28 protein-coding genes are annotated in these 26501 nt (G+C 63.0%); 8 read left to right on the top strand and 20 right to left on the bottom strand.

All coding sequences use genetic code 11. The features are described from left to right. Positions 1–17: 17 nt before the first annotated feature. The 5 genes from ftsH to folD all read left to right on the top strand — a co-directional run bounded on the left by ftsH (position 18) and on the right by folD (position 5930). Entirely contained in the window at positions 18–1931 is a 1914-nt protein-coding gene (ftsH, locus tag AC0IPL_RS17590; RefSeq protein ID WP_474275517.1) for an ATP-dependent zinc metalloprotease FtsH, read from the top strand. 253 nt (positions 1932–2184) lie between these two features. Further along, positions 2185–2766, top strand: a complete 582-nt coding sequence (locus tag AC0IPL_RS17585; protein ID WP_474276251.1) for an MOSC domain-containing protein — start codon at positions 2185–2187, stop codon at positions 2764–2766. A gap of 184 nt (positions 2767–2950) precedes the next feature. Beyond that, complete coding sequence (locus tag AC0IPL_RS17580; protein WP_474276249.1) at positions 2951–4627, top strand: formate--tetrahydrofolate ligase; 1677 nt, start codon at positions 2951–2953, stop codon at positions 4625–4627. Positions 4628–4685: 58 nt separating this feature from the next. Then, the gene (locus AC0IPL_RS17575) at positions 4686–4991 is read left to right on the top strand and encodes a chorismate mutase (RefSeq protein WP_474276246.1); all 306 of its coding nucleotides are present in this window, start codon (positions 4686–4688) and stop codon (positions 4989–4991) included. 36 nt (positions 4992–5027) lie between these two features. Continuing rightward, positions 5028–5930, top strand: coding sequence for a bifunctional methylenetetrahydrofolate dehydrogenase/methenyltetrahydrofolate cyclohydrolase FolD (gene folD, locus AC0IPL_RS17570; RefSeq protein WP_474276244.1), 903 nt, complete (start codon positions 5028–5030; stop codon positions 5928–5930). Between the two features lie 90 nt (positions 5931–6020). On the opposite strand, the gene AC0IPL_RS17565 is transcribed toward folD, so the two are convergent. The 17 genes from AC0IPL_RS17565 to AC0IPL_RS17485 form a co-directional block, all read right to left on the bottom strand. Continuing rightward, positions 6021–6428 (bottom strand): PaaI family thioesterase, encoded by a 408-nt coding sequence (locus tag AC0IPL_RS17565; RefSeq protein WP_474276242.1) that lies wholly within the window; start codon positions 6426–6428, stop codon positions 6021–6023. 74 nt (positions 6429–6502) lie between these two features. After that, positions 6503–7153 carry a ligase-associated DNA damage response endonuclease PdeM gene (pdeM, locus tag AC0IPL_RS17560; RefSeq protein ID WP_474276239.1) on the bottom strand — a complete coding sequence of 217 codons (651 nt, stop codon included), beginning with the start codon at positions 7151–7153 and terminating at the stop codon, positions 6503–6505. A 37-nt stretch (positions 7154–7190) separates the two neighbouring features. Next, the gene (locus AC0IPL_RS17555; RefSeq protein WP_474276237.1) at positions 7191–9608 is read right to left on the bottom strand and encodes a ligase-associated DNA damage response DEXH box helicase; all 2418 of its coding nucleotides are present in this window, start codon (positions 9606–9608) and stop codon (positions 7191–7193) included. Positions 9609–9683: 75 nt separating this feature from the next. After that, positions 9684–10991, bottom strand: coding sequence for an ATPase (locus AC0IPL_RS17550; RefSeq protein ID WP_474276235.1), 1308 nt, complete (start codon positions 10989–10991; stop codon positions 9684–9686). A 133-nt stretch (positions 10992–11124) separates the two neighbouring features. Then, positions 11125–11622 carry a prepilin peptidase gene (locus AC0IPL_RS17545; RefSeq protein WP_474276233.1) on the bottom strand — a complete coding sequence of 166 codons (498 nt, stop codon included), beginning with the start codon at positions 11620–11622 and terminating at the stop codon, positions 11125–11127. 3 nt (positions 11623–11625) lie between these two features. Continuing rightward, positions 11626–12474 (bottom strand): tetratricopeptide repeat protein, encoded by an 849-nt coding sequence (locus tag AC0IPL_RS17540; protein WP_474276231.1) that lies wholly within the window; start codon positions 12472–12474, stop codon positions 11626–11628. Positions 12475–12503: 29 nt separating this feature from the next. Next, complete coding sequence (locus tag AC0IPL_RS17535; protein WP_474276228.1) at positions 12504–13094, bottom strand: tetratricopeptide repeat protein; 591 nt, start codon at positions 13092–13094, stop codon at positions 12504–12506. Between the two features lie 4 nt (positions 13095–13098). Beyond that, positions 13099–14079: a type II secretion system F family protein gene (locus AC0IPL_RS17530; protein ID WP_474276225.1), complete on the bottom strand. Its 981-nt coding sequence runs from the start codon at positions 14077–14079 to the stop codon at positions 13099–13101. Positions 14080–14090: 11 nt separating this feature from the next. After that, entirely contained in the window at positions 14091–15059 is a 969-nt protein-coding gene (locus tag AC0IPL_RS17525; RefSeq protein WP_474276223.1) for a type II secretion system F family protein, read from the bottom strand. After that, entirely contained in the window at positions 15059–16495 is a 1437-nt protein-coding gene (locus tag AC0IPL_RS17520) for a CpaF family protein (protein WP_474276220.1), read from the bottom strand. The genes AC0IPL_RS17525 and AC0IPL_RS17520 overlap by 1 nt, the downstream gene beginning before the upstream one ends. Before the next feature lie 24 nt (positions 16496–16519). Then, entirely contained in the window at positions 16520–17746 is a 1227-nt protein-coding gene (locus AC0IPL_RS17515; RefSeq protein WP_474276219.1) for a CpaE/TadZ family protein, read from the bottom strand. Positions 17747–17902: 156 nt separating this feature from the next. Continuing rightward, complete coding sequence (locus AC0IPL_RS17510; protein ID WP_474276217.1) at positions 17903–18532, bottom strand: OmpA family protein; 630 nt, start codon at positions 18530–18532, stop codon at positions 17903–17905. 15 nt (positions 18533–18547) lie between these two features. Next, on the bottom strand, positions 18548–19954 hold the full coding sequence (locus AC0IPL_RS17505; protein ID WP_474276215.1) for a type II and III secretion system protein family protein: 1407 nt from the start codon (positions 19952–19954) through the stop codon (positions 18548–18550). A gap of 226 nt (positions 19955–20180) precedes the next feature. Next, positions 20181–21038, bottom strand: coding sequence for a Flp pilus assembly protein CpaB (gene cpaB / locus AC0IPL_RS17500; protein WP_474276213.1), 858 nt, complete (start codon positions 21036–21038; stop codon positions 20181–20183). A 140-nt stretch (positions 21039–21178) separates the two neighbouring features. Next, a complete protein-coding gene (locus tag AC0IPL_RS17495) occupies positions 21179–21355 on the bottom strand; it encodes a hypothetical protein (protein ID WP_474276210.1) in 177 nt (58 codons plus the stop codon). Positions 21356–21440: 85 nt separating this feature from the next. Further along, positions 21441–21620 carry a hypothetical protein gene (locus tag AC0IPL_RS17490; protein WP_474276208.1) on the bottom strand — a complete coding sequence of 60 codons (180 nt, stop codon included), beginning with the start codon at positions 21618–21620 and terminating at the stop codon, positions 21441–21443. 292 nt (positions 21621–21912) lie between these two features. Next, complete coding sequence (locus AC0IPL_RS17485) at positions 21913–22092, bottom strand: hypothetical protein (protein ID WP_474276208.1); 180 nt, start codon at positions 22090–22092, stop codon at positions 21913–21915. Positions 22093–22446: 354 nt separating this feature from the next. Here AC0IPL_RS17485 and AC0IPL_RS17480 point away from each other — a divergent pair, with 354 nt between their 5' ends. Next, positions 22447–23265: a lytic transglycosylase domain-containing protein gene (locus AC0IPL_RS17480; RefSeq protein ID WP_474276207.1), complete on the top strand. Its 819-nt coding sequence runs from the start codon at positions 22447–22449 to the stop codon at positions 23263–23265. Between the two features lie 7 nt (positions 23266–23272). Here the strand turns inward: AC0IPL_RS17480 and AC0IPL_RS17475 are convergent, their stop codons facing one another. Beyond that, the gene (locus tag AC0IPL_RS17475; RefSeq protein WP_474276205.1) at positions 23273–23842 is read right to left on the bottom strand and encodes a TetR/AcrR family transcriptional regulator; all 570 of its coding nucleotides are present in this window, start codon (positions 23840–23842) and stop codon (positions 23273–23275) included. 407 nt (positions 23843–24249) lie between these two features. Between AC0IPL_RS17475 and AC0IPL_RS17470 the strand changes: the two genes are divergently transcribed. Then, entirely contained in the window at positions 24250–24378 is a 129-nt protein-coding gene (locus AC0IPL_RS17470; RefSeq protein WP_474276203.1) for a hypothetical protein, read from the top strand. Between the two features lie 143 nt (positions 24379–24521). After that, positions 24522–24998, top strand: coding sequence for a hypothetical protein (locus AC0IPL_RS17465; protein WP_474276200.1), 477 nt, complete (start codon positions 24522–24524; stop codon positions 24996–24998). Between the two features lie 58 nt (positions 24999–25056). On the opposite strand, the gene AC0IPL_RS17460 is transcribed toward AC0IPL_RS17465, so the two are convergent. Beyond that, complete coding sequence (locus AC0IPL_RS17460) at positions 25057–25686, bottom strand: CoA transferase subunit B (RefSeq protein ID WP_474276198.1); 630 nt, start codon at positions 25684–25686, stop codon at positions 25057–25059. Beyond that, positions 25686–26408, bottom strand: coding sequence for a CoA transferase subunit A (locus AC0IPL_RS17455; RefSeq protein WP_474276196.1), 723 nt, complete (start codon positions 26406–26408; stop codon positions 25686–25688). The genes AC0IPL_RS17460 and AC0IPL_RS17455 overlap by 1 nt, the downstream gene beginning before the upstream one ends. Positions 26409–26501 lie beyond the last annotated feature (93 nt).

Raw genomic sequence — 26501 nt, 5'->3', positions numbered from 1 at the left:
GATAGGGAGAACTTTCCTTGGGCAACGCTCGCAATATCGCCTTTTGGGTTGTTCTGTTTCTGCTGATCCTGGCGCTGTTCAATTTGTTCAGCGGTTCCGGCAGCACGATGCAGAGCCGTGAACGCACTTTCTCTGACTTTGTCAGCTCGGTCGAGACCGGCAAGGTCAGCACCGTCACCCTCGACGGAGAACAGGTGCGCTACACCACCACCGACGGGCAGAACTATGTCACCATCAAACCGGGCGACGCCGAAGTCACCGCGCTGCTGATCGAGAACGATATCCCCGTGCGCGCTGAAAAGCAGCAGCAGTCGGGCTTTCAGTCGTTCCTGATCACGCTGCTGCCGTTTGTGCTGCTGATCGGTGTCTGGATCTATTTCATGAACCGGATGCAGGGCGGCGGCAAAGGCGGCGCCATGGGGTTTGGCAAATCGAAGGCCAAGATGCTGACGGAAAAACACGGCCGCGTCACTTTTGACGATGTTGCCGGTATCGACGAGGCCAAGGAAGAGCTGGAAGAGATCGTCGAATTCTTGCGCAACCCGCAGAAGTTCTCGCGCCTGGGGGGCAAGATCCCCAAGGGCGCGCTGCTGGTCGGCCCTCCGGGCACCGGTAAGACGCTGCTGGCGCGTGCCATCGCAGGCGAGGCCGGGGTGCCGTTCTTCACCATCTCCGGTTCGGATTTTGTGGAAATGTTCGTCGGCGTTGGGGCCTCCCGTGTGCGCGACATGTTTGAACAGGCCAAGAAGAACGCGCCGTGCATCGTGTTCATCGATGAAATCGACGCGGTGGGGCGTCACCGTGGCGCCGGTTACGGCGGCGGCAATGATGAGCGCGAGCAGACCCTGAACCAGCTGCTGGTGGAAATGGACGGTTTTGAGGCCAACGAGGGTGTCATCATCCTGGCCGCCACCAACCGCAAGGACGTGCTGGACCCGGCGCTGCTGCGTCCCGGCCGCTTTGACCGCAATGTCACCGTCGGCAACCCCGACATCAAGGGCCGCGAGAAGATCCTGGGCGTGCATGCGCGCAAGACGCCGCTGGGTCCGGATGTCGACCTGCGCATCATCGCGCGCGGTACGCCGGGGTTCTCTGGTGCGGATCTGGCCAACCTGGTCAACGAGGCCGCGCTGATGGCAGCTCGCGTTGGCCGCCGCTTTGTCACCATGGAAGATTTCGAATCGGCCAAGGACAAGGTGATGATGGGGGCCGAACGGCGGTCCATGGTGCTGACCCAGGACCAGAAGGAAAAGACCGCTTATCATGAAGCAGGCCATGCGGTTGTCGGCCTGATGCTGCCGGAATGCGACCCGGTCTACAAGGCGACGATCATCCCACGGGGTGGGGCGCTGGGGATGGTGGTGTCCCTGCCTGAGATGGACCGGCTGAACTGGCACCGCGATGAATGTCAGCAAAAACTGGCGATGACCATGGCCGGCAAGGCGGCGGAAATCATCAAATACGGCGAGGATCACGTCTCTAATGGTCCGGCCGGGGATATTCAGCAGGCCAGCCAGCTGGCGCGTGCCATGGTGCTGCGCTGGGGCATGTCGGACAAGGTCGGCAATATCGACTATGCCGAAGCGCATGAGGGCTATTCCGGCAATACCGCGGGTTTCTCGGTCTCGGCAAACACCAAGGAGCTGATCGAGGAAGAAGTGAAGCGCTTCATCCAGGACGGGTATGAGCGCGCCTTTCAGATCCTGTCTGACCACAAGGAAGAGTGGGAGCGTCTGGCGCAGGGACTGCTGGAGTATGAGACCCTGACCGGCGATGAGATCAAACGGGTGATGAAGGGCGAACCGCCGCAGGCGGGCGACGACGGGGATGGCGGCGAGGATGAAGGCACTGCCTCTGTCACCGCGATCCCGAAGGCGAAGCCCAAGAAATCGCCGCCCGAAGGCGATCTGGAGCCGGAGCCCACGGCCTGATCACCGCCTGAGACCTTGATGCTGCGCCCCGCAATCCGTTCTGGTTTGCGGGGCGTTTGCGTTGCGCACTTTGTTGGCAGGTGGGGTGGCGGGGCCGCGGCGGGCAGCCATGCTGCCCGCCGCGGCCCCGCCCGGATCGGATCGCGTAGCGATCCGATCCGCCCTGCGTTGCAGGGCGGCCATTGGCGCTGGTACGTTCCTCAAAAATCTGTAGCTTGACCCGGTAACAGGCGGTTTTGGCAGGGAGAAAAAGATGCCGGTCTTTCGTGACAGCGGATTCAAGGGCGAAATCACCTGGATGGGCATGGTGCCGACGGAACGCGGGCTGCGCTCTGGCGCGCGGGACCAGCTGGAGCTGGGGTTTGACGGGGTACCCGGAGAGCGGCACGGTGGCGTAAACCGTCCGGCCTGCGTGCGGGTGCGTAATCTGCACCCCAAGGACACCGAAATCCGCAATACCCGCCAGCTGTCGATCGTGTCGGAAGAAGAACTGGCGCTGATCGCTGCGGACATGGGGCTGGCCCATCTCGATCCCGAACATCTGGGTGCCACGCTGGTGCTGCGGGGGATCCCGGATCTGACCCATTTGCCACCTGCTTCGCGCTTGCAAGGCCCGGATGGGGTGACGCTGACCACCGATATTGAGAACCGCCCCTGCGTGCTGCCGGGCCGGGAAATCGAGAAAGACCACAAGGGATTTGGTGCCAAGTTCAAACCGGCCGCGGAGCACCGGCGGGGAATCACCGCCTGGGTGGAGCGGCCGGGCAGCCTGAAAATTGGACAGAAGCTGACGCTTTTTGTGCCGGATCAGCGCGCCTGGGCCCCTGAGGGCTGATATTTCGGGCCAGGGGCGCGGATGCGCGCCGGGGCCGGTTTTGCTGGCGGAATGCGCCCGCGCCGCTTCGAGGCTGGATAATGTCGGAAATCATGCGCGCGATTTGCCGCATATTGGCTAAGTCTACGAGGAAACCGGCGTTCGCGTGCCGGCGACTGAATGCAAACTCAGCAGGAACCTTGCCATGAGCTACAAGAGTGACATCGAGATCGCCCGTGAGGCGAACAAGAAACCGATCCAGGAGATCGGTGCCAAGATCGGCATTTCCAACGACGATCTGCTGCCCTATGGCCACGACAAGGCAAAGGTCAGCCAGTCCTTCATCAACTCGGTGCAGGATCGCGAGGACGGCAAGCTGATCCTGGTGACCGCGATCAACCCGACCCCGGCAGGCGAGGGCAAGACCACCACCACCGTGGGTCTGGGCGACGGTCTGAACCGCATCGGCAAGAAGGCGATGATCTGCATTCGCGAGGCCTCCCTCGGGCCGAACTTTGGCATGAAGGGCGGCGCGGCAGGCGGCGGCTATGCCCAGATCGTGCCGATGGAGGAAATGAACCTCCACTTTACCGGTGACTTCCACGCGATCACCTCGGCGCATTCGCTGCTGTCGGCGATGATCGACAATCACATCTACTGGGGCAACGAGGCCGAGATCGACATCCGCCGCGTTGCCTGGCGCCGCGTGGTCGACATGAACGACCGCGCGCTGCGCCAGATCACCGCGTCCCTGGGTGGTGTCTCCAACGGCTTCCCGCGCGAGACTGGCTTTGACATCACCGTGGCCTCTGAGGTCATGGCGATCCTGTGCCTGGCGACTGACCTGAAGGATCTGGAAAAGCGCCTTGGCGACATTATCGTGGCCTACCGCCGCGACAAGACCCCGGTCTATTGCCGCGACATCAAGGCCGAAGGCGCGATGACCGTGCTGCTGAAGGATGCGATGCAGCCGAACCTGGTGCAGACCCTGGAAAACAACCCCGCCTTTGTGCATGGCGGTCCGTTTGCCAATATCGCGCATGGCTGCAACTCGGTGATCGCCACCAAAACCGCGCTGAAAGTCGCCGACTACGTCGTGACCGAGGCGGGCTTTGGTGCCGATCTGGGGGCCGAGAAGTTCATGAACATCAAGTGCCGCAAGGCAGGCATCGCGCCGTCGGCGGTGGTGCTGGTGGCCACCGTGCGCGCGATGAAGATGAACGGCGGCGTGGACAAGGCCGAACTGGGTGCTGAAAATGTCGATGCGGTGAAGAACGGTTGCGCCAACCTTGGCCGCCACATCGAGAACGTCAAATCCTTTGGCGTGCCGGTGGTGGTTGCGATCAACCACTTTGTCACCGACACCGATGCCGAGGTGCATGCGGTCAAGGAGTACTGCGGCGAGCACGGCGTCGAGGCGGTGCTTTCGCGCCACTGGGAACTGGGCTCCGAAGGCTCCGCCGATCTGGCGCAGAAGGTTGTGGAACTGGCCGATGCCGGCACCGCCAACTTCTCGCCGATCTACCCCGATGACATGCCGCTGTTCGAGAAGGTCGAGACCATCGCCAAGCGCATCTACCGCGCCGACGAGGTGCTGGCGGACAACAAGATCCGCAACCAGCTGCGCGAATGGGAAGACGCGGGCTATGGCCACCTGCCTGTCTGCATGGCCAAGACCCAGTATTCCTTCTCGACCGACCCGTCCTTGCGGGGTGCGCCGGTGGGGCATTCGGTTCCGGTGCGTGAAGTGCGCCTGTCCGCAGGGGCCGGCTTCATCGTGGTGGTCTGCGGCGAGATCATGACGATGCCGGGCCTGCCGCGCAAACCGGCGGCGGAGAGCATCTGTCTGAACAGCGACGGCCTGATCGAAGGCTTGTTCTAAGACGCGATATGCGACATTCAGCGGCTCGGGGTAATCCGGGCCGCTGGAGTTTTGAGAGATGACCGAACCGACACCACCCGAAGACTGCGCCTCGATGCAGCAGCTGCGGGCGCAGATTGACCTTCTGGACGCGGAATTGGTGGCGCTGCTGGCCCGACGGGCCGCCTATATTGACCGGGCGATTGCGCTGAAACAGGCAAACGGCTGGCCTGCGCGGATCCCCGCCCGGGTTGAGGATGTGGTGGCCAAGGCGCGCGCTGCGGCAGACGGGCAAGGGCTGGATGCGGATCTGATCGAGGATCTGTGGCGGCAGTTGGTGGAGTGGTCGATCGCCCGCGAGGCGCGGGTGATCCGGGAGGAGTAGGCAGGTTGGCGCCTGCGGCTGAAAGGAAGAGATCGAATGACTGCAACGTTGATTGACGGCAAGGCCTTTGCGGCCAAGGTGCGCGGCCAGGTGGCCGAACATGTGTCGCGGTTGAAAGAAGAGCATGGCATCACCCCCGGTCTGGCGGTGGTTCTGGTGGGCGAGGATCCGGCCAGCCAGGTTTATGTGCGTTCCAAGGGCAAGCAGACCGTAGAGGTCGGCATGAACTCCTTTGAGCACAAGCTGGCGCCCGACACGTCGGAGGGCGACCTTCTGGCCCTGATCGATCAGCTGAACAATGATCCCGCGGTGCATGGCATTCTGGTGCAGCTGCCGCTGCCCAAGCATCTGGACGAGGATCTGGTGATCAATTCCATCGCACCGGAGAAGGATGTGGACGGGTTCCATATTTCCAACGTCGGTCTGTTGGGCACCGGTCAGAAATCCATGGTGCCCTGCACACCGCTGGGCTGCCTGATGATGTTGCGTGACCACCACGGTTCGCTGTCGGGCATGGATGCTGTCGTGATCGGCCGCTCCAACATTGTCGGCAAGCCGATGGCGCAGCTGCTGCTGGGCGACAGCTGCACCGTGACCATCGCGCACAGCCGCACCAAGGACCTGCCCGACGTGGTGCGCCGCGCCGACATCGTGGTGGCCGCGGTTGGCCGCCCTGAAATGGTGCCGGGCGACTGGATCAAGGAAGGCGCGACGGTGATTGACGTGGGCATCAACCGCATCGACGCGCCGGAGAAGGGCGAGGGCAAGACCCGACTGGTGGGCGATGTGGATTTCGACACCGCGGCAGCCCGCGCTGGCGCGATCACGCCGGTGCCGGGCGGCGTCGGGCCGATGACCATCGCTTGCCTGCTGGCCAACACCGTGACCGCCTGCTGCCGCGCCAACAACCTGGCCGAGCCGGAAGGGCTGACCGCCTGAGGCGGAGTCACGTAGTCTCTATTGCGTGTGTTGCTCCCGTCGGACCGCCTCCGGCGGGAGTATTTTTTTGAAAGATGGATGAGGCTGCGGTCAGGAAGAGACCGGCACCATCGTGCCTTGCAGGAGGGCGACCAGTTTTTCGTCTTCGCCGGTTATGGCGTGGACCTCAGCCGTGACGATCACCAGGCGACGGCCGGGCTTGATGACCTTGCCGGTGGCGCGCAGTTGGTCGCCAGCACCAGGGGCCAGCAGGTTGATCTTCATTTCCGCGGTCATCACTTCGCTGTTTTCGGGCATTGTCGTCAACGCGGCGTAGCCCGCCGCGGTGTCGCCAATGGCAAAGCTGAGCGCGGCATGGGCGACGTCGTGCTGCTGGCGGCTGCCGGGCAGGATCGGGGCGGTGATGACCACCTCGCCCGAAGTGACGCTTGCAATTTCTGCGCCCAGGGTCTGCATCATGCTTTGCCTGGAAAAACTGCTGCGGATGCGGTCCTCCATTGCGGACTCCTTCTGATTGTTGTGCCCGCAGCATAGAGCAGCCCTGTCGGCTTGCGCAGATGACGCTGCGCAGTTTAGCGTGGCATCGGCACGGGAACCGGCTTCTGGCCGGTCAAAATCGCCAAGGCATCGGCGTCCATCAGCGCAGTAAGCGCCGGGTTGCTGGTGCGCAATCCGCCCGTGTAGGTCCCAAAGGCCGGCAGAATCAGGCGGTTGCGGTCGACGAGGAAACAGGCGCGAGACGCGCTGCGCAGCCGCGCCTTGGGGTGGTAATGGCCGGAGACCTCGGCACGGGCAGCGGGATCGGCGATGTGGCGAAAGGTGAGCGGCGCAAGATGCAGCTCGGCCCTCTGTTCACCGCCCAAACACGTCGGCGCCGGATCATGGTTGCCGGCAATCCAAATCCAGCGGCGGGTCTGGATCATCGCCGCAAGCTGCGCGCGTTCCGGCGCGGCCAGAGCGCGGGAGGCTGCGTCATCGTCGAAACTGTCGCCCAGGCAAATCAGTGTCCTGGCATCGGTCAGCGTCAGCAGGGTCTGTAGCCGGTCGAGCGTGTCGAGGGTCTCATACGGGGGCAGGGCGCTGCCGCCGCGCCGGGCGTGGCGTTCAGATTTCCCAAGGTGCAGGTCGGACACGCACAGCAGGCGATGCTGCTCCCACCAGAGCGCGCCGCCGGCAAGGGCGGTGAGGCGGGCACCCGCAAGCGTAAAGTCAAAACCGGTCATGGCCCGGTCATATCGCGCCCGGCGCCACAGGCAAGGGTCATTGCGGCAGGCTGTCCAGCCCGGAGTGCTGCATCAACGCCGCAGCCTCCTGTTGCAGCAGCTTCTCCGCAGCGGCGCCTTTGACCGGCACCTTACCCATTTCCAGCAGCAGGGGCGCGGCCAGTGGCGAGATCCGGCTAAGCCGACGCAGGGTGATGCGGCCCTGTATGCGGGCGATCATCTCTTCGATACGGCCAAAGTCCACCAGCCCGCGCAGGGCTTCCTCGCGGGTGATGTCCAGGAGCAGATGATCGGGGTCGTATTTGCGCAGCGTGTCATAGAGAATGTCCGAGGAAAACGTCGCCTGACGCCCGTTCTTGCGCGCGCCCGGCGCGTTGCGTTCGATCAGCCCGGCGATCGTGGCCGCGCCGCGAAAGGCGCGTTTCATCACCGCATTGCCAGCCAGCCAGCCCTCCAGCCCGTCGCGCAAAGCGGCCGGGTCGAACAGAGGCTCAGGGTCGGTGACCTGCTCCAGCCCCCAGATCAGGGTGGCGTAATCGGTCGAGACAAACCCCAAGGGGTCGAGGCCCAGTTCCTCCATCCGTTTCGTGAGCAACAGGCCAAGGGTCTGCTGTGCATTGCGGCCGGCAAACCCGTAGATGCAGAGATGCTCGCGCCCTTGATGGGGGAAGCTCTCGATCAGCAGCGATCCGGCGCGCGGGAGTTCGGAGACCTCGCGTTGCAGGGCCAGCCAGTCGGCAGTGTGCGCTGGCAGGTCGGGCCAGCTGTGCTGTTGCAGCATTTCCAGAATGCGGGCGCTAAGCTGGGTGGAGGTGGCAAATTTGGTGCCGGAGAACACCGCGATTTTCGGCTTCTTGCCGGCGGTGCGGGTGACCTCGACGGTCATCTCGCGCAGGTTCTCGTAGCGCACCGTCTGGCCGCCGATCAGGAAGGTGTCGCCGGGGGTGAGCGTGGCGGCAAAGGCCTCCTCGATTTCGCCCAGCGGCTTGCCGCCGCGGCTGCGCTTCAGGCGAACGTTGATCAGATCCGCGTCCTGAATGGTGCCGAGGTTCATGCGGATGCGGGCAGCGGCGCGTGGATCGCGCAGCTGCCAGCGTCCGTCGGTTCGCTGCTGCAGGCGCTGCCAGCGGTCATAGGCGCGCAGCGCGTAGCCGCCGGTGGCACAGAAGTCCAGGCAGGCGTCGAACTCGGCGCGGGTCAGCGCGGCATAGGCCCCCGTGCTGGTGACCTCCGCATAAAGTTCGGATGCCGCGAACGGGCCCGCACAGGCGGCGATGAGAATATGCTGGCAGAGCACGTCGCGTGGGCCGGGGCCGCGAGGCGTGCCGTCCAGATCGTTTTCGCGCACCGCCTCCAGTGCGGCGCGGCATTCGACCACTTCAAATCGGTTGGCGGGCACCAACAGCGCCTTGGAGGGGGCGTTGTAGCGGTGGTTGGCGCGGCCGATACGCTGCACCAGGCGTTTCACGTTCTTAGGTGCGCCGACCTGGATCACCAGATCCACGTCGCCCCAGTCGATGCCAAGGTCGAGCGAGCCGGTGCAGACCACTGCCCGCAGCTCGCCCCGGACCATCGCCGCTTCGATGCGTTCGCGCTGCGTGCGGTCAAGTGAGCCGTGGTGAATGCCTATCGGCAGCGCGTCGTCATTGGCAAGCCAGAGGTTGCGGAAGAAAATCTCGGCCTGGGCGCGGGTGTTATGGAAGATCAGCGTGGTGCGATGCGCCTTGATCTGCTGCAAGACTGCCGGAATGGCATGGGCCGCACCACCGCCCGCCCAGGGCGGGGCTTCGTCGGTGTCGAGCATACGGATGTTCGGGGCGGGGCCGGGGTCGGCCAGCAGGATCTCGCAGGGGTCCGGATGGCGGGCGAGGTAGCTGGCGATGGCCTGTGGGTCGTCCACCGTGGCCGAGAGGCCGACACGGCGCAGGTGCGGGCAAAGCGTTTGCAGCCGGGCCAGCGCCAGCATCAGCTGATCGCCGCGTTTGCTTTCGGCCAGCGCGTGAATTTCATCCACCACCACCCGTTGCAACCCGCGAAAAGTGCGTTCCGCATCCGGGTAGGAGGTGAGCAGCGCCAGACTTTCGGGTGTGGTCAGCAGGATATGCGGCGGGTCAGCCCGCTGGCGGCGTTTTCGGCTGGAGGGGGTGTCGCCAGTGCGGTCATCTATGCGGATCGGCAGGCCGATGTCCTCAACCGGGGTGCGCAGGTTGCGTTTGATGTCGGCTGCAAGCGCCTTGAGCGGCGAGATGTAGAGCGTGTGCAGCCCCTCATGGTGGCCGTCGGACAGTTCCGCCAGGGTGGGCAGGAAACCGGCCATGGTCTTGCCGCCGCCGGTGGGGGCGATCAACAGGGTACAGGGGCGGTCCGCGCGGTCCAGCATGGCTTGCTGATGCGGGTGAAGTGACCAGTCTTTGGCGGCGAACCAGGCGCGCAGGGCAGGAGGCAAATCTTGCATCTGTCAGATGTAAGCGCTGCCGCAAAACTTTGCTAAAAAGTTTTGCCCAAAGGTTCTAAAAACTTTGGGCTGTCGTCATTTCACGATGGTTTCGTCCTTGACGAACATGTTGGCCCAGGCGCGGTCGATCAGGTCGGGCGTCATCTGATAGGGGATGCCCTCGAAGTCGCAGATCGCGATCATCTGATCGATCAGGAACACCGGCTGGTAGTTGGAATAGATGTTGTTGATCTCGGGGTATTTCTGCTTCAGCAGATGCACCAGCGCGGTTTCGTCCAGGGGCATGCCCTTCTTGCGGGCGACCATGGCAAAGATCTTGAGGTAGTTTTCCTGGTTCGGCCCGTCGATCTTGATCTTGAAGAAGATCCGCCGAAGCGCCGCCTGATCGAAGATCTCATTCGGGTGGAAGTTGGTGGAGAAGATCACCAGCGTGTCGAAGGGGACCTCGAATTTTTCGCCCGATTGCAGGGCCAGGATGTCCTTGCTCTCCTCCAGCGGTACGATCCAGCGGTTGACCAGGGCCTGCGGCGGTTCGGCCTGGCGGCCAAGGTCGTCGACGATGAAGATGCCGCCAGTGGATTTCAGCTGCAACGGCGCCTGATAGGTGCGGGCGGTGGGGTTGTAGACCAGATCCAGCATGTCCAGCGACAGCTCGCCGCCGGTGATGACGGTGGGGCGCTGGCACATCACGTAGCGTTCGTCAAAACGGCGGCGGCGGCGTAGGGAATTGGGGTCGTCGGGTTCCTGATCGACCTCGGTGTGCACGATCGGGTCGTAGACGGTGATAACCTGGCCTGCGTATTCGATGGCGCGCGGCACATAGATGTTGTCGCCAAGCGCATCGCGAATGCCGTTGGAAATCGAGGACTTCCCGTTGCCGGGCGGCCCATACATCAGGATCGAGCGGCCGGCGCTGACTGCGGGGCCGAGGTGGTCCAGCAGGCTGTCGGGTAGCACGAGGTGCCCCATGGCGCCGGTCAGCTGGGTGCGGGTGACCTGGATGTTTCGGATCGACTGGCGCTTGACCTGTTCGCGGTAGACCGCCAGTGGCACCGGCATAGCACCAAAATACTCGGATTGGCTGAGCGCATCCAGCGCCCGCGCCTTCCCTGCGTCCGTCAGCTGATAGCCCATTTCGTTGCCGCTGTTGGCGTTCAGCGTGCCGGTGGCCTGCAACAGCTTTTGGTCCCGGGCCATATCCACCAGCTCTTGGGTGACCGAGGCGGGCAGGCAGATGGCCGCGGCGATTTCGGTGACGGTCTCGACGTTCTTGCGAAAAATGGTCTTCAGCAAGATGTCACGCATCATCACCAGCGGCAGCTGCATCTGTTCCAGCCCCTTGGGCGGCGGCGGGGCGGTGACGGTGACGTTTTGCATGTTCATGGGTGTTGCCTTGTCGCTGCTACCGGTTCTCCCCCGCAAAAGGGGTTTGCAACAGGTTATTCAGGACTGTGGCAACAGCGGGGCAGAGGTGAAGCTTTTCCGCGAAAGCGGATGGTTCACAGGCGAAACCGGTTCACTGGCCAAACAGCGCGGCGAGGATGAGGTACAGCGCCAGCGTCCCGCCGAGGCACAGGCCCATGGGGAAACTTTTGCCGGTGTCCCAGCTTTGCCAATGCGGCGCCAGCTGACGCAGGCGCGTGTGCTTGGCGATCCGATGCGCCGCAAAGCCCGCCAGCAGCACGGCCGCAAAGATCACCATCAACAGACGCAGATCTCCGAGAGCGATGAAGGGGGCGGCTGCGCCCGCGAATTTTGCGTCGCCAGCGCCCACCGCACCGGCGGTGTAAAAAAGAAATCCCAGCGCAATGCCCACGGGCAGGTGCAGCAGCTGCCAGCCATAGTCGGCCCAGCTGGGCATCAACAGCGCACCGCCGAGCACAAAGATCACCCCGAGGCTGTCAACCGCCCAGTTGGGAATGCGCATGCCGCGCAGGTCGGTCAGCGCCACCGCGTAGCACAGGGGCAGCACAAACGGCAGGAACCACAACGCGGCATGGGCCGGGAAGTGCATGGATCAACCGTTTTCCAATGCGGCCAGCGAACGGGCGGCCTGCTCGAAATGCTGTGGGTGGGTGTCGATGGCTTCGCGCAGGAGATTTTCCCCGGTTGAGACATCGCCCTGTTTCACGGCCGACAGGGCCAGCGTGTGCAGCAACAGCGCCCGTTCGGTCTGATCCATCGGGATCACCGGCAGGGTGTAGTTACGCTGCGCACCGCGCGACAGCACCAGGTTGTTCTTGGCGGTGAACAGGCTCTGGTCCTGCCGGATCGCCTCGCCGAACAGCCGTTCGGCATCGGCAAAATCGCCACGGGTCAGCTTGGAGTAGCCCCAGTTGTTCATAACCTTGGCTGGCGTGGTGGTCAGCCCGGCGGCAATCTCATAGAAGCTGTCGGCGCGTTTCCAGTCGCGGGCGGCATCGGCCACCACGGCCTCGAGCCGGTAGCGTTCGTAAGTTTCATGGGTGGGGGGCACGGTATCCAGTTGCGCCCTGGCGCCATCCCAGTCGCCGCTGCGCACCAGCGCGCCTGCCAGCTGCACGCGGTCCTCGCTGGTGGCGCCCGTCATCGCCACGACCTTTTTCCAGGCTGCGGCGCCTTCGGTGGTGCGTTTGGCGCGGATCAGCGAATGCGCCAGCCCACGGTGCAGGTCGATGCGGTCCGGATTGTCCTTCAGCGCGCGCTGGAAATAGGTGACCGCCTCATTCGGGTCGGCCACGGTCAGCATCACATCATTGAGGTTGCTTTCGTCGATGACATTGACGTCCTGAAAGGCGCGTTCGACGGTTTCGTCCGCCTTGTCCGCGCAGGCCGACAAGACCAGCGCCCCGGCCAGGGTCGCGGAGAGAATAAACTGCTGGCGCATTTGTGCGTCCTTTTACTGCTCTGCCTCGGTCATGGTGTCTGGCGAATCAGGTAGCTTCCGCCCCCCTGCCGCACCAATCTGTAATCTTGATTTTGAGGAGCAGTATGCGTCGGATTTTCCATCTTTGCGAGGGCCAGGCGCAAATTATCGCGGATTGCGTCACTTTCGCCATTGTCCTGCGCATAGGCGCGCTGGAAGACGCCGACCGCCTCTGCGGTCTTGCCGCGTTCCATCAGCACCACGCCGAGGTTGTTCATCGGCTCCGGCCAGGTGGGGTCCGCCTTGACCGCCTGGCGTAGCAGATCCTCGGCCTGGCCCAACTGGCGCAGCCCCAGTTTCGCGGTGCCCATGCCCGACAGGATTTCCGCCGTCAGCCCATGATCGAGCGCGGCGCGGGTGTAAGCCTCCAGCGCCAGCTCGTATTGGTCTGCGGCCATCAGCCGGTTGCCGACCAGCAGCCCGTCTTCTGCCTCGGCGCGCAGGTTGGTGCCAGGCGCCCAGGGGCTGCCGCGGTCCTGTTTCAGGCCGACCGGTGCACAGGCCGCCACCAGCGCAATCACGCCGGCCGCGGCCATGGCACGGGTTCGGCGGACAGGAAAGGCCCGTCCCGTTCTTTGCATTTGTTCAGTTGCCTGCGTTGCCCATGTTCATGATGCCCTGCACCGACGGGCCGACCAGAATGATCAGCAGCGGCGGCACGGTCAGCCCCATTGTGGCAAGGGTCATCTTGACGGGCAACTTGTTTGCGGCCTCTTCGGCGCGCATGACGCGTTTGTCGCGCATCTCGCCCGCATAGACCCGCAGCGCATCGGCGATCGAGGTGCCGAAACTGGCGGATTGGATCATCACCGTCACGAAAGAGGAGACATCCTGCACCCCGCAGCGGGTGCCCATGTCGCGCAGCACCTTGTCCTTCTCCTTGCCGGCCTTCATCTCCTGGGCGACCACCTGAAATTCCTCGGCCAGATCTGGGTAGGAGGCGTGCAGCTCCGAGGCGACGCGGACGATGGCCTGATCCAGCGACTGCCCCGCCTCGACGCAGACCAGCATCATGTCGAGCGCGTCGGGAAAGCCCTCTGTGATCTTCTGCTTGCGCTCCTCGATGCGGCGGGTGATCCAGTATTTCGGCAGCATGTACCCCACGGCACCGGGGCCGATGATGCGGATCGCCATCTGCTGGCTGTCGTAATCGATGTCGGCCTTCAGCACGTAGACAAAGAACAACCCCGCGGCCAGGCCCAGAAGGCCAAGCGCGAATTGGGCAAAGTGGAACAGTCGCACCGAATCCTTGGAGTGATAGCCCGCTTGGCGCAGCTTCAGCTCCATCGCCGACAGCTCATCCGCGTTCTGGGGTTCCAAGAAGTTGGCGAATTTTTGCAGCTGCTCGTTGCGGTCGGCCTGTCGCAGCCGTTCCTTCTGCGGTTTGGCGCGGGTTTCCGGCGCGATGTTCTTTTGCAGCTTCTTCAGCGGATCCTCGGGCTGGTTCAGCAGCAGCGGCACCGCCAGCAAGATCATGAACAGCCCGGCGATGCCGAGGGCCAGCAGCGGGCCGAGTTCACCGAACTGCGATGTCAGATAGTCATTGACGCCGGACAGGAATTCCATCGTCGCCTCCCTCAGACCTTGATGTTGGTCAGCATGCGCATGACGAACAGATTGGCGGTCAGCATCAGCCCAACCGCAAAACAGGCGGGAATGAACCAGGGATGATCCAGCACGCCGTCATAATAACCGGGATCCTTGACCAGGATTGCGATCAGGCAGAACAGCGGAAAACCCGACAGGAACTTGCCCGACCATTGCGCCTCTGCGGTGATCGCCTTGACCCGGCGAAACAGGCGAAAGCGGGATCGGATCACCTTGGCCAACCCGGCCAGAACCTCGGCCAGGTTGCCGCCGGATTGCTGCTGGATGCTCACCGCCACTGCGAGGAAGCGCATGTCCTGCATGTCCAGCCGTTCCGCCATCTCCTTCAGCGCCTCGCCCACATCGCGACCATAGGCGCACTCGTCAGCGATGATGCCAAATTCGGTGGCCAGCGGGTCCTCGACCTCGTTGGCGACGATCTGCACGGCAGAGGAAAACGGATGGCCGACGCGCAGGGAGCGCACCATCAGTTCCACCGCGTCGGGCAGCTGTTCTTCGATCAGCGCCATGCGCTTCGCGGCCTTTTTATTGACCCAGAAGAACACCGCGCCGACCCCGATGATGATGGAGCCCAGCACCCGCACGGGCAGGGGGGCCGAGGTGCCGATGGTCAGCCCGGCAAACGCCACAACGCCGAGCCCGACCATAATCAGGATCAACTGTTTCGGGGAAAAGGCAATGGCGGCCTTTTGCGCGCGTTCCGACAGCAGCGAGTACAGCGGGATCGATTGCGACTTGGCGTGTTGGCCCAGCTCCTTGCGCAGCTGCTCCAGCACCTGTTCGCGGTTGCCGCCTTTTTCCATCATCTCCAGCCGACGGGTGACCTTGCTGTTGAGGCTGATGGATTTGCCGAAGGTGAACAGATACAGGCCCTCGACCAGGGCCAGCACGCCAAAGAAGATGAGGCCGTAAATCAGTGGTTCCGCACTCAGCTGCATCAGCGCTTCTCCATCACCGTGGGTTCATAGATCGAGGCAGGCAGATCATAGCCCCAAAGGCGGAAGCGTTCGGAATAGTGGCTTCGCACGCCGGTGGCGGTGAAATGGCCGATGATTTTGTTGTCGGGGGTCAGACCAACGCGCTGGAACCGGAAGATTTCCTGCATCGAGATCACGTCGCCCTCCATGCCCGTAATTTCGGTGATAGAGGTCATCCGGCGCGAGCCGTCCTGCAGGCGGCTGGCCTGCACGATCAGGTTCACCGCTGAGGCGATCTGACTGCGCACGGCCTTGATCGGCATTTCGATGCCTGCCATCGCAATCATGTTTTCCAGACGGGAGATCCCGTCGCGGGCAGAGTTTGCGTGGATCGTGGTCATCGAGCCGTCGTGGCCGGTGTTCATCGCCTGCAACATGTCGATGACTTCCTCGCCGCGGGTCTCGCCCACGATGATGCGGTCGGGGCGCATCCGAAGGGCGTTCTTCAGACAGTCGCGCGGGCTGACCTCGCCTTTGCCTTCGACGTTGGGCGGGCGGCTTTCCATCCTGCCCACATGGGTCTGTTGCAATTGCAGTTCGGCTGTGTCCTCGATGGTCAGGATGCGTTCGGCATTGTCGATGAAGCTCGACAGCGCGTTTAGCGTGGTGGTTTTACCCGAACCGGTGCCGCCAGACACAATCACGTTCAGCCGGGTGGAGACCGCGGCTTGCAGATAGGCGGCCATTTCCTCGGTGAAGGCACCAAAATTCACTAGGTCATCAATGCCCAGCTTGTCTTTTTTGAACTTCCGGATCGACACCAGTGAACCGTCCACCGCGATGGGCGGCACCATGGCATTGAAGCGCGACCCATCGGCCAGGCGGGCGTCCACGTAAGGGTTGCTTTCATCGACACGGCGCCCGACGGCAGAGACGATCTTGTCGATGATCCGCATCAGGTGCTTTTCATCCTTGAACGTGATGTCGCTGATTTCGAGCTTGCCGCTGCGTTCAACAAAGATCTGCTGTGGGCCGTTCACCAGAATGTCGCTGACAGAGTCGTCTTGCAGCAGCGCCTCCAGCGGGCCGAGGCCGGTGACCTCGTCATACAGCTCCTTGTAGAGCTGCTGGCGGTCCTCCCGGTTGAGGACGATGCTTTTTTCTGCCAGGATTTCGGTGGCGATGGTTGCAATTTCCGAACGCAATTCGGCCTCGCCAGCGCGTTCTAGCGCCGCAAGGTTGAGGTTTTCCAACAATTCCCGGTGCAGCTGGATCTTGATCTCGCTCAGCCGCTCCTTGCGCTTGCGGTCCTTGTCCTGCGGCTGCGCTTCGGCGGGATTGCGCTGGGCCGGGCGGCGCAGGCTGACCGCGGGCTTGTCGGATGCCGCAGCCGGGGTGGCGGGTTCCACGGCCACCGGTGCCGGTTTTGCTGGCTGCTTCTTGTACTTCGAAAACATTCACTCGCCCCCAATCCGTACCGTTCAGGCCGCTTCGGCCTCACTCTGTCCCAGCTCATGCAGCGAGGCCGCGAGCTTGGCGATTTCCTTGCGCAGCGGGTTCTTGGCCGCCGACAGCGCCAGCGGCAGCCCGTGGTCGCAGCTTTGCAGCACCGGCTTGCCGCCATCCGGCAGCTGCAGGTCAATGGAGATGCCGAGCGATTCCGCCATCCGCTTTACACGGCTCTTGCCGGTCAGGTCGGTGAATTTCGGCGCCTTGTTCAAAGCAAAACGCAGCTTTTCAAATGGCAGATCCTCGGATTGCAGCGCTCGCTTCATGCGCAGCGCGTTCTGCGCTGACCGCATGTCCAGTTCGATCATGGCAAAATAGACATGCGCCATGCTGAGAACGGTCTCGGACCACTGCACCAGCGTGTGCGGCATATCGATCACCACAAAGTCAAAGTGGCTGCGGGCCATTTCGATCACGCTGGTGATGTCCTCGGGCGTTAGCAGGTCCAGCGGCACCAGTTCCGCCGGGGCGGTCAGCACCTGAAGCTTCTCGCGGAACGACAGCAGCGCCTGGCCGAACAGGTCTTCGTCCATGCTTTCGGTTTCGCTGAGCATTTCCATCACCGCTTCGCGCCGGGGCAGGTCCAGATAGGTGGAGACCGATCCATGCTGGAGATCGAAGTCCAGCAGGCAGACAGAGGGGTCGTCTCGTTGGCTGAGCGCCGCCAGCTCCCATGCGAGGTTCACCGCCATCGTGGTGGAGCCGGTGCCGCCGGCCAGCCCGTGACAGACGATCACCGCGCCCTCACGCTGGCTGCCGGAATGCAGCTGATGCGGGTTGGGGGCGACCTCGGGCTCTGGCGCCTTAAGCCGGTCGATGGCGGCCTGAAGTTCCTGCTCGGGCAGCGGGTAGGGAACGAATTCGTCCGCGCCCTGGCGCAACAACGTGTGCAGGGCCGCCGGGGTCACGTCTTCGGCGATCAGGATCACCTTGATGCCACGGGTTTTGGCCTGGGTGATGATCTCGCCCATCATCGGCAGATCACTCTCGTCGGCGCTGTCGATGGCCAGGGCGACGAATTGCAGCGCCTCGGCCTCGGGCTGGTTGAAGAAGGTCAGTGCTTCGGAAAATCCCAGATCCCCCCAGGCCTCTCCCAGAGCGGCCTCCATGTCCTCGATCAACAAATCAAAGGTCTGCACATCGCGGCTGATGGTGCAGGCGACAATTGCCGGGGTCTCTGTTTGGGGCGTTCCACTCATTGCCGTATTCCTTGTTCACATGGGCAGAGCGCGCCATGGGCACACTCTGCCTCTTGCAAACAATGTCGATGGCAATCTGGGCGAATTTGGGGCCAAAAAGCCCCAAATCTGGGGAATGTTAACAACTCGTCGACGACCGATAGGCCGCAGGCGGGGTTACTCCAGCGCGCGTTCGAGCGATTTCTGCTCTGTCAGCGTGGTGCCGGGAATCGCGCTTTCGAGGTATTCGCGATAGACGATCTGGGCATATTTGCCGTCCAGCACCGAAGGATGGCGCTTGAGGAAGCCGCTAACTTCGGTCACGGTGCGGCGGTTGCGGCGTTCGCGCTGCGGAGTGGGGATCAGCGGCTGGGTTTCACCATAGGACACCACGGCCTCCAGCCGACTGCGGCTGATGCCGCGCGACACCAGATAGTTCACCGCCGCGCGTGCCCGCCGCAGACCCAGCGATTTGTTGTAGGCGTTGCTGCCAACGGCGTCGGTGTGCCCGAACACGCGGAAACGCACCTCGGGGAACTGTCTGATCCAACGGGCCTGCTGGTCAAGAACCGTGCGGGCCGTCGCATCCAGACGGGCGCTGTCGAAATCAAACGTGATGGTTGTCGGCACTTCCTTGGCGAAACGGCCAGCCAGCTGGATGGCATAGTCGCGCTGGCCACGCATCACCGCCGAATTGTTCAGGGTAGCTTCGCCAAAGGTGCCCTTGCGGTTCAACTCGCGCCCGGCTTCGCGTTCGCAGGCAGCGGCGGTCAGCAGCAGCCCCAGAATTGCAGCGGTTCTGATCATCTGTGCCACTCCCTATCAGTCCAGCACGTAGCCGTAAGAGCCGTTGAAATCCTGCTTGGCGACTTCGGCCGCCGGGCCGCTCTTGGTGCGCGAGGTGCGTCCGAAGAGGAACAGGTCTTTTTCGCTGGGCGGTGCCACCCGATCGGTTGGCAGGGTCAGCGCCTCGCCGCGGGTCGGGGTGACCAGATGGGCGCTGACAATGATGACCAGTTCGGTCTGTTCGCGCTGGTAGTCGGCGCTGCGGAACAATGCGCCCAGTACGGGTACATCGCCCAGCCAGGGCAGCTGCGAGGAATTGTCGAGGAACTCGTCCCGGATCAGACCGGCAATGGCAAAGCTCTCGCCGTCGCGCATTTCAACGGTGGTGGAGGTCTCGCGCCGCGAGAAGGCATCAATCGTCAGCCCGCTGAGCTCCAGCGAGTTGGAAGGGTCGATGGCCGACACGGCTGCATTCAGTTCCAGATTGATGAGGTCGCCGTCGATCACCCGCGGGATGAAGTTCAGCTCAATCCCGAACGGTTTGAATTCGATGGTGATGACGCCATCTTCCTGGGCCACGGGCACCGGGTATTCGCCGCCGGCCAGGAATTTGGCCTCTTGGCCCGACAGGGCCGACAGGTTGGGTTCGGCCAGCGTGCGCACGACGCCCTTTTGCTCCAGCGCTTCCAGCAGCAGGCTGACCTGCACCGCGCCAGCATTGAAACCGAACAGGAAGGCGCCGGCGTTTTCATTGGCCGCCGGAATGTTGCCAGCCAGAGAATTGGCCAGCGATCCTGCGTTGTTCAGCGTGTTGGTGCCGCCCACACGGCCCGTGCTGGTGCCGCCGCTGAAGCCCAGCGAAGCACTGAGCGACTTGGAAACCGAGCGTTGCATCTCGGCGAAGCGCACCTTGAGCATGACCTGCTGCACGCCGCCCACCGACATCAGATTGCTGACCCGCTCCGGCGCGTAGCGTTCGGCAAGGTCGAGCGCGCGTTGCAGCCGTGCCGCGCTGGACACGGTGCCGGACAGCACGATGCCGTCATTGGCGGTACGGACCTCGATTTTCTCGTTTGGCAGGATCTGGCGCAGGCGTTGCTTGAATTCGGTGACATCGGCGGCCACGCGAACATCCACGTTGGTGATCAGTCGGCCAGAGCCGTCCAGCAATGTCAGCGTGGTCAGACCCGGCGATTTGCCCAAAACATAGATGGTGCGATCCGACAGGGAGGAAATGTCGGCAATGCCCGGATTGGCGATGCTGAGTTCCGCAAAGGGGGTTTCGCTTTCGACGACGACGGCACGGTTCATCGGCACGTCCAGCGTCGACGCCGTGCCGCGTTTCACCACCCGCAGGGACTGGGCCTCGGCCCCATCGACCGACGGAATGCCAGCAAGCGAAAGCCCCACTAGGGCTGCCGCCACGAACCTCTTAAATCTCATGTGACCTGCCTTTCCGATCACGCCTCAAAATCCGGGTCTTTTTGCCCGCTGTTTTGGGCACTGTGGTGCAGATGGTGAATTTTTGCAAGAATCAATGGTTTCGCAGGGGTTCTCGTCGTCGCTGCATTGTGTGGACCGGGCAACACGCCAAGCGGCCACCACCCCACGAAGGGATGGTGGCCGCGCGCGTTATTCGGCTGAGGGCGCGACGTTTCCGCGTAGCGCCCTAGTTGGTGCAGGGGATCGGGATCTCCACCACTTCGGCACCACGGCGGGTGCGGATGGTGCAGACTTTCTCCTGCTCCACTTCCTGCGGCGCTTCCAGGGCGCCCAGACCCAGCAGCGTCCGCTGGTCGACCTCGACCACCGAGGCGATGGTGTCGTCCCCGGCGCCGACCAGGGCCAGCGACAACCGGCCGGTGGTTTGCGCCTGGGCCAGCGCAGCCACCTGACGCGGATGGGCGGCCACGGTGACCGTGCGGGCAATGATTGCCTCGTTGATGTCGCCGCCCGCACTCTGGTCCACGGCGACCAGTTCGACGTTTGTCTCAATGAGGCGGGTGACCTCGCCATGGGCGCCGCCGCTGCCGGGCATCATGCCGGTCCAGTACACATCGACCTTATCGCCGGGGCGCAGAAAGCCCGACACGCCGGAGGACACATCCACCTTGATCGCAAAGGCGCGCATGCCGCGTTGCAGCCGCGAGGTGATGCCTGCGTCCTTGCCGGGGTCGGTGACCTTGACGGCCAGGATCGCCTCATCCTTTTCCATCGCGCGCAGAACCACGCGCAGATCGTCGCCCTCGTGCGGCGGGAACAGCGCGTCCAGTTCGGTAAAGGCGCCCTCGGGGATGGCATTTTGCGGCCAACGCACCGCGCGCACCGCGTCCTTGGACAGGCGTTCGCCGTATTTCAGCGGCTTGGTGGCGACAAAGACGTCCACGGTCGGCACCGTTTCGGCGCGGGCCGCCCGCTCGCGCGCAAGCTCGTTCTGATAGGCGGCGATGTAATTCTTTGCCATCATCACGGCACCGCCCGCCAGGGCCACGCCGACAATCAGGACCAGTCCGAAAACTGCACGCATTGTGTTACCTTTCCTCAACGTGCCGAACCCGCGAACAAGCGCCTGCCGACAGCCCGGACCAGGCCAGGGCGTCGGCATGCCATCGCGGGTGCGGCGATGTCATGGGGTGGTGGAGTGGGCACGGGCAGCGCAACGCTGCCTTAGCCGAAGTTCCAGTTGCTCATGAAGGTTGCCAGCCCCTGGGCCAGGCCAAACGCACCGTCCTGGGTGGCACCGGCAATCAGCACGGCGAGCCCGATGGCGGCAGCACAGAGGATAACCCAGTCGACGGTGATGGCACCGTCGTCCTCTGCGATGTAAGACCAAAGTTTGTTCATGTTCCGAACCTCGCTGCCTTGGGAACGATCAGGGCAGGGGCGGCGCCGGTTACGTGTGGCGCCGCCGATGCGTGTCGCGCGGCGATCAGGTCGGCGTCTTGGTGGCCAGGAAGGAGCCGGTGTCGCTGGCCAGGTCGGATGCACCGTCCTGCACGGCGGTGTAGACGACGCCGCCCAGAGCAGCTACGGCTGCGGTCAGCACAACCCAGTCAACGGTCACGGCGCCGGAGTCGTCTTTGCGGAAATTCTTGAAAAACTTGATCATGGTTGGTCCCTCCAAAGGAAACGAATGTGGTGTCATGTGCCCCGCCAGGCTATGCCGATCAGCTCTCTCCTTCTGATCGTCCCGTCTGGGGATGGGTCCATTAAGCTATGTGAATGGGGCGTTAATGGGGCGCAATCCTGTGGGTTATGCCCAAAAGTAAAAAACTCCTTACCAATTTTAAGGATCTGTTTTCCGCAATCTGGGGCGACGGGGTGCGGTTGCGGTTCCACCGAAGAAGGCCGCCCCCAGGGGGACGGCCTTGCAAAGCGGATAGGCGCGCAACGTGCGGCGATCAGGTCGGCGTCTTGGTGGCCAGGAAGGAGCCGGTGTCGCTGGCCAGGTCGGATGCACCGTCCTGCACGGCGGTGTAGACGACGCCACCCAGAGCGGCCACGGCTGCGGTCAGCACGACCCAGTCAACAGTCACGGCGCCGGAGTCGTCTTTGCGGAAATTCTTGAAAAACTTGATCATGGTTGGTCCCTCCAAAGGATCACTGAATTGGTCCATCCCGCCATCTCGCCAGGGTCCGCTCTCTCACCTGCTTGACCACTGTCCGGCTTGGATGAACCCATATAGCCAGCCCAGAATGGCAGGATTTGGGCTGAAATCCGAAAATGGCGGCCCTATTTTAACTTTTTGGCAAGCGATCGGGTAACGCACGGATTCTGGGGCATTAAATTTTCGTTAAGCGCTGCGCCCCCGTGGTATTTCGGTGTCATCGGGCCGCAAATGTGGCGATTGCGCCAGATTTCGGGGCACAAGGACTGGTGTTGCGGTGCCAAGTTGCCGACTCTGCCGTCAAACCCCGTGCAATCAGGCCCTGCCATGTCGTCTCCCGTTCTTGTGCTGACCCTTGCTGCCTGTCTTGCGCCGCTGGTGGCTGCGGCGCAGGCGGTGCAGCCGCAACCCTTTCCCACTTTCGAGGCCAAGCGGATCAAACCGCCCAAGGCGGGCGGCGGCAAACGTATCACCGTGCAGATCGACCCGGCAGCACAGGCCGCCGCCAAGGCTGCTGAACAGGCCGCGGCGCAGGCAGAGAAACCGGCGGCGGTGGCAGCGGCAAGGCCGGGGCGGTACGGCTGGTTTTGGGATAAGGTGGAGGCCGCTGATGCCGGGCGGGGCCGGTTGGAGCAGGCGCTGATGGCGCTGAATGCGGGCCAGGGATTGGCCGCACCGCGCTTGCAACTGATGCAGGAGATCGCCCAGGCCCATGCGGTGCCAATCCTGACCTACAGCGCGGGTACGAAAGTGTCCCCGGCATTGGTGCTGGCGGTGATCGCGGTGGAATCGGCGGGCCGCACGGATGCCGTCAGCTCGGCCGGGGCGCAGGGGCTGATGCAGCTGATGCCAGATACCGCAGCGCGCTTTGGTGTCGGCGATGCCCTGGAGGCGCAGCAGAACATCGCGGGCGGCATCAAGTACCTGGACTGGCTGATGGGCCGGTTCGAGGGCGACCCGATTCTGGTGCTGGCCGGCTACAACGCGGGCGAGGGGGCGGTGCGCGACCATGAGGGTGTGCCCCCCTATGCAGAGACGCTGGACTATGTGCCCAAGGTTCTGGCGGCCTATCAGGTGGCAAGGGGACTGTGCATGACCCCGCCCGAGCTGCTGTCGGACGGCTGTGTCTTCCGGCTGGGGCCATAGCTCGCGGTCAGACCTCGGGAAGCTGCGTCTGCAGCAGCAGCCGCGCTGTGGCCAGTGCGTCCGATGCGGGATCCGGGCACACGGACATGGCGGCAAGGACAATGGCCCCTTCCTTCAACGTCAGGAGCTGTCGCGCCAGCGCCGCGGCATCTGCCGCCCCGGCCTGTTCGGCCAGCCCCGCAAGATGGCGCAGGATAAGCTGTTTGTGTTCCGTAGATTGCCGGTACACGGGGTGGCTGTGATCCTGGAACTCGGCGCTGGCCTTGACGAACATGCAGCCTGCGAATTCGGGCTTGTCGAACCATTCCGCCAGGGCAGTGAACATTGCCAGCAGCTGCCCACGGGGCGTGTCGGCCAGTTCCGCCATGCGGCGGTAGAGCCAAGTGCGGAAATCCTCGTCCCGCAAGCGCAGCACCGCCACGATCAGATCGTCTTTGGTGCGGAAATGCTTGTACATGGAGGTTTTGGAGACGCCGGTCTCCTTGACCAGCGTGTCCATGCCGGTGGCGTGAAAGCCGCGGGCATAGAACACGTCCAACGCTCTGCGGACCAGTTCGTCGCGTTTGTTCGGGCGCATGATTCGTCCTTTTGTGTACTGATCTGTACATACTCCCGATCTGGCCGAACGAAAACCCGCTAGAAAATATTGCGCCTTTGCAATTGCGTAGCCTTGGATAGCGGACCGGGTCGTCCAAGGGCGATAAATTTGCCTTGCTTTAGTGTACAGATCGGTACACATATACGGCATCATTTACAGGTCGGTACATATTGACGAGTGAGGAAACTGGCATGAAACGACTGTTCCATCCGATGGCGTGGCCCCTTGGGCCAATTGTCCTGGCATCCTGCATCGCTGCGGCGTTGAGCGTCCCTGCTGACGGCACGTCGCCCAACGGCATCTGCCGCGCGCCTGGGGTTCTTGGCGGCCGAGCCTGAGCGATCCCCGGGTCCCGACGGATCAGAGCTAAGCCGGAAAGGTATATAATGAAGCGCGATATTCTGATGGCCGCCTGTGCGGCGTTATTGGCAGGTGCGGTGTTGCTGCCTGTGACCTTGCCGCGTGCGCAGGGCGGCGCCATGGCCCCCGCGATGGGCGTGTCGCTCCTGCGCTAGCCTGGGGCTGGGTCGACTGCGTGCCGCCCCCGGCCTTAAATTTGCGAGAGTTTGACGCGAGCGGCGGCCGGTCGTCAAAGTTTCGCCGCACTGAACTGATTTTCAGCCGTTATTTCCGACTTTTCAGATTTTGGAGATACGTTTTGGACTTTGGATTCGACCCCTCGGCGGTGGCGGCTGGGTCACAGCAGGTGACGGGCAATTTTGTCCTGATCGGGGTGATTGCATTTGTGGGCTTTTTCGGACGGCTGGTGTTCGTGGCCTTTGCGCCGGGCCTGGCCAAGGCTTCACCATTCAGAAACCTGTCCGGCCCGGGGTTTATCCTGCTGGCGGTGGGGCTGTTTGCGGGCGGGCTGTATCTGTCCGGCAAGATGGTGAAGGCGCAGGTGCTGGTCAGCCGCCACCTGGTGGACCCGGTCATCGTCAGCGTGATGGGGCGGGACAGCTGTGATCCCGCCGATGGAAGTTATTGCGTGGTGGCGTTCGAAAATGGCGAGGAACGGGTGGTGAACTGGCACGACAAACGGGTGTTCATGTACGAAATCATCAACCCGCCGCAGGGCGCCGTGTGGCACACGCTGCGGCCACAGGAACGCCCGGCATCAGCCACAGGCGTATAAAACACGAGAAAGGCCCGCCAGGGAACTGGCGGGCCTTGGACGGTGATGTGGATGCAGATCAGTCGACGATCGTTGCTTCGGTCGCAGCACGCAGCTCGTCTTCGCTGACGCCTTCCGCGCATTCAACGATTTTCAGGCCGCCTTCAACCACGTCCAGCACGCCTAGGTTGGTGATGATGCGGTCCACCACGCCCTTGCCGGTCAGCGGCAGGGTGCACTCCTTCAGAATCTTGGACTGGCCATGCTTGTTGGCGTGATCCATCACCACAACCACGCGGCGGACGCCTGCCACAAGGTCCATGGCACCGCCCATGCCCTTGACCAGCTTGCCGGGGATCATCCAGTTGGCGAGGTCGCCGTTCTCGGCCACTTCCATCGCGCCCAGGATCGCCATGGCGATCTTGCCGCCGCGGATCATCGCAAACGACTGCGCGGAATCGAAATAGGCGGTCTGCGGCAGCTCAGTGATGGTCTGCTTGCCCGCGTTGATCAGATCCGGGTCTTCGTCGCCTTCAAGCGGGAAGGGGCCCATGCCCAACATGCCGTTTTCCGATTGCAGTGTTACCTCGACACCCTCGGGGATGTAGTTGGACACCAGCGTCGGGATGCCGATGCCGAGGTTTACATACCAGCCGTCCTGCAGTTCCTGGGCGGCGCGTGCCGCCATCTGATTGCGATCCCAAGCCATTATGCTTCCTCCCGCTTGCGCACGGTGCGCTGTTCGATGCGTTTCTCATGCGTGCCCTGAATGATCCGGTGCACATAGATGCCGGGCAGGTGGATCGAGTCGGGATCCAGAGACCCGGTCGGCACGATTTCCTCCACCTCGACGACACAGACTTTGCCGCAGGTGGCGGCGGGCGCGTTGAAGTTGCGGGCGGTCTTGCGGAACACCAGGTTGCCAGTCTCATCCGCCTTCCAGGCCTTGACGATGGCCAGATCGGCAAAGATGCCCTCTTCCATGATGTAGTCTTCCATGGCGCCGTCTTCGCCGGTGGGGAATTGCTTCTCCAGCTTGCCCTCGGCAATCACGGTGCCCACGCCTGTCTTGGTGAAGAAGCCGGGAATGCCCGCGCCGCCTGCGCGCATACGCTCGGCCAAGGTGCCTTGCGGGTTGAATTCCAGCTCCAGCTCGCCGCTGAGGTACTGGCGCATGAATTCGGCGTTTTCCCCCACGTAGGAGGAGATCATTTTCTTGACCTGCTTGGTTTGCAACAGGATACCGATGCCAAAATCATCAACGCCAGCATTGTTGGAGGCAAAGGTCAGATCCTTGGTGCCCGCGTCCTTGATGGCCTCCAGCAGAAGCTCCGGAATGCCGCAGAGGCCAAAGCCCCCTGCCGCGATGAACATGCCGTCATGAAGCAACCCGTCGAGCGCTTCGGCGGCGTTGGCGTAAACCTTTTTCATGGAGTTCTCCCAACAACTACCGTTTGGATGCTGTTCTGACGCCGGGACAGCGGCAAGTCAACGATACGGAGAGAAACAGGTATTTCTACGGAG

Source organism: Leisingera sp. SA32 (assembly GCF_056033425.1).
The sequence above is the reverse complement of the archived record's forward strand: the minus strand, read 5'-3'. Positions and strand labels throughout refer to the sequence as shown.

What these genes read in the sequence shown, in the direction of transcription:
- AC0IPL_RS17520 (WP_474276220.1), bottom strand. Translation starts at nt 16,495, where the DNA reads ATGTTTTCGAAGTACAAGAAGCAGCCAGCAAAACCGGCACCGGTGGCC.
- AC0IPL_RS17580 (WP_474276249.1), top strand. Translation starts at nt 2,951, where the DNA reads ATGAGCTACAAGAGTGACATCGAGATCGCCCGTGAGGCGAACAAGAAA.
- AC0IPL_RS17535 (WP_474276228.1), bottom strand. Translation starts at nt 13,094, where the DNA reads ATGCAAAGAACGGGACGGGCCTTTCCTGTCCGCCGAACCCGTGCCATG.
- AC0IPL_RS17530 (WP_474276225.1), bottom strand. Translation starts at nt 14,079, where the DNA reads ATGGAATTCCTGTCCGGCGTCAATGACTATCTGACATCGCAGTTCGGT.
- AC0IPL_RS17555 (WP_474276237.1), bottom strand. Translation starts at nt 9,608, where the DNA reads ATGCAAGATTTGCCTCCTGCCCTGCGCGCCTGGTTCGCCGCCAAAGAC.
- AC0IPL_RS17490 (WP_474276208.1), bottom strand. Translation starts at nt 21,620, where the DNA reads ATGATCAAGTTTTTCAAGAATTTCCGCAAAGACGACTCCGGCGCCGTG.
- AC0IPL_RS17575 (WP_474276246.1), top strand. Translation starts at nt 4,686, where the DNA reads ATGACCGAACCGACACCACCCGAAGACTGCGCCTCGATGCAGCAGCTG.
- AC0IPL_RS17510 (WP_474276217.1), bottom strand. Translation starts at nt 18,532, where the DNA reads ATGATCAGAACCGCTGCAATTCTGGGGCTGCTGCTGACCGCCGCTGCC.
- pdeM (WP_474276239.1), bottom strand. Translation starts at nt 7,153, where the DNA reads ATGACCGGTTTTGACTTTACGCTTGCGGGTGCCCGCCTCACCGCCCTT.
- AC0IPL_RS17455 (WP_474276196.1), bottom strand. Translation starts at nt 26,408, where the DNA reads ATGAAAAAGGTTTACGCCAACGCCGCCGAAGCGCTCGACGGGTTGCTT.
- AC0IPL_RS17525 (WP_474276223.1), bottom strand. Translation starts at nt 15,059, where the DNA reads ATGCAGCTGAGTGCGGAACCACTGATTTACGGCCTCATCTTCTTTGGC.
- AC0IPL_RS17475 (WP_474276205.1), bottom strand. Translation starts at nt 23,842, where the DNA reads ATGCGCCCGAACAAACGCGACGAACTGGTCCGCAGAGCGTTGGACGTG.
- AC0IPL_RS17550 (WP_474276235.1), bottom strand. Translation starts at nt 10,991, where the DNA reads ATGAACATGCAAAACGTCACCGTCACCGCCCCGCCGCCGCCCAAGGGG.
- AC0IPL_RS17495 (WP_474276210.1), bottom strand. Translation starts at nt 21,355, where the DNA reads ATGAACAAACTTTGGTCTTACATCGCAGAGGACGACGGTGCCATCACC.
- AC0IPL_RS17460 (WP_474276198.1), bottom strand. Translation starts at nt 25,686, where the DNA reads ATGGCTTGGGATCGCAATCAGATGGCGGCACGCGCCGCCCAGGAACTG.
- AC0IPL_RS17480 (WP_474276207.1), top strand. Translation starts at nt 22,447, where the DNA reads ATGTCGTCTCCCGTTCTTGTGCTGACCCTTGCTGCCTGTCTTGCGCCG.
- AC0IPL_RS17585 (WP_474276251.1), top strand. Translation starts at nt 2,185, where the DNA reads ATGCCGGTCTTTCGTGACAGCGGATTCAAGGGCGAAATCACCTGGATG.
- AC0IPL_RS17545 (WP_474276233.1), bottom strand. Translation starts at nt 11,622, where the DNA reads ATGCACTTCCCGGCCCATGCCGCGTTGTGGTTCCTGCCGTTTGTGCTG.
- cpaB (WP_474276213.1), bottom strand. Translation starts at nt 21,038, where the DNA reads ATGCGTGCAGTTTTCGGACTGGTCCTGATTGTCGGCGTGGCCCTGGCG.
- AC0IPL_RS17515 (WP_474276219.1), bottom strand. Translation starts at nt 17,746, where the DNA reads ATGAGTGGAACGCCCCAAACAGAGACCCCGGCAATTGTCGCCTGCACC.
- AC0IPL_RS17540 (WP_474276231.1), bottom strand. Translation starts at nt 12,474, where the DNA reads ATGCGCCAGCAGTTTATTCTCTCCGCGACCCTGGCCGGGGCGCTGGTC.
- folD (WP_474276244.1), top strand. Translation starts at nt 5,028, where the DNA reads ATGACTGCAACGTTGATTGACGGCAAGGCCTTTGCGGCCAAGGTGCGC.
- AC0IPL_RS17565 (WP_474276242.1), bottom strand. Translation starts at nt 6,428, where the DNA reads ATGGAGGACCGCATCCGCAGCAGTTTTTCCAGGCAAAGCATGATGCAG.
- AC0IPL_RS17485 (WP_474276208.1), bottom strand. Translation starts at nt 22,092, where the DNA reads ATGATCAAGTTTTTCAAGAATTTCCGCAAAGACGACTCCGGCGCCGTG.
- AC0IPL_RS17505 (WP_474276215.1), bottom strand. Translation starts at nt 19,954, where the DNA reads ATGAGATTTAAGAGGTTCGTGGCGGCAGCCCTAGTGGGGCTTTCGCTT.
- AC0IPL_RS17470 (WP_474276203.1), top strand. Translation starts at nt 24,250, where the DNA reads ATGAAGCGCGATATTCTGATGGCCGCCTGTGCGGCGTTATTGGCAGGT.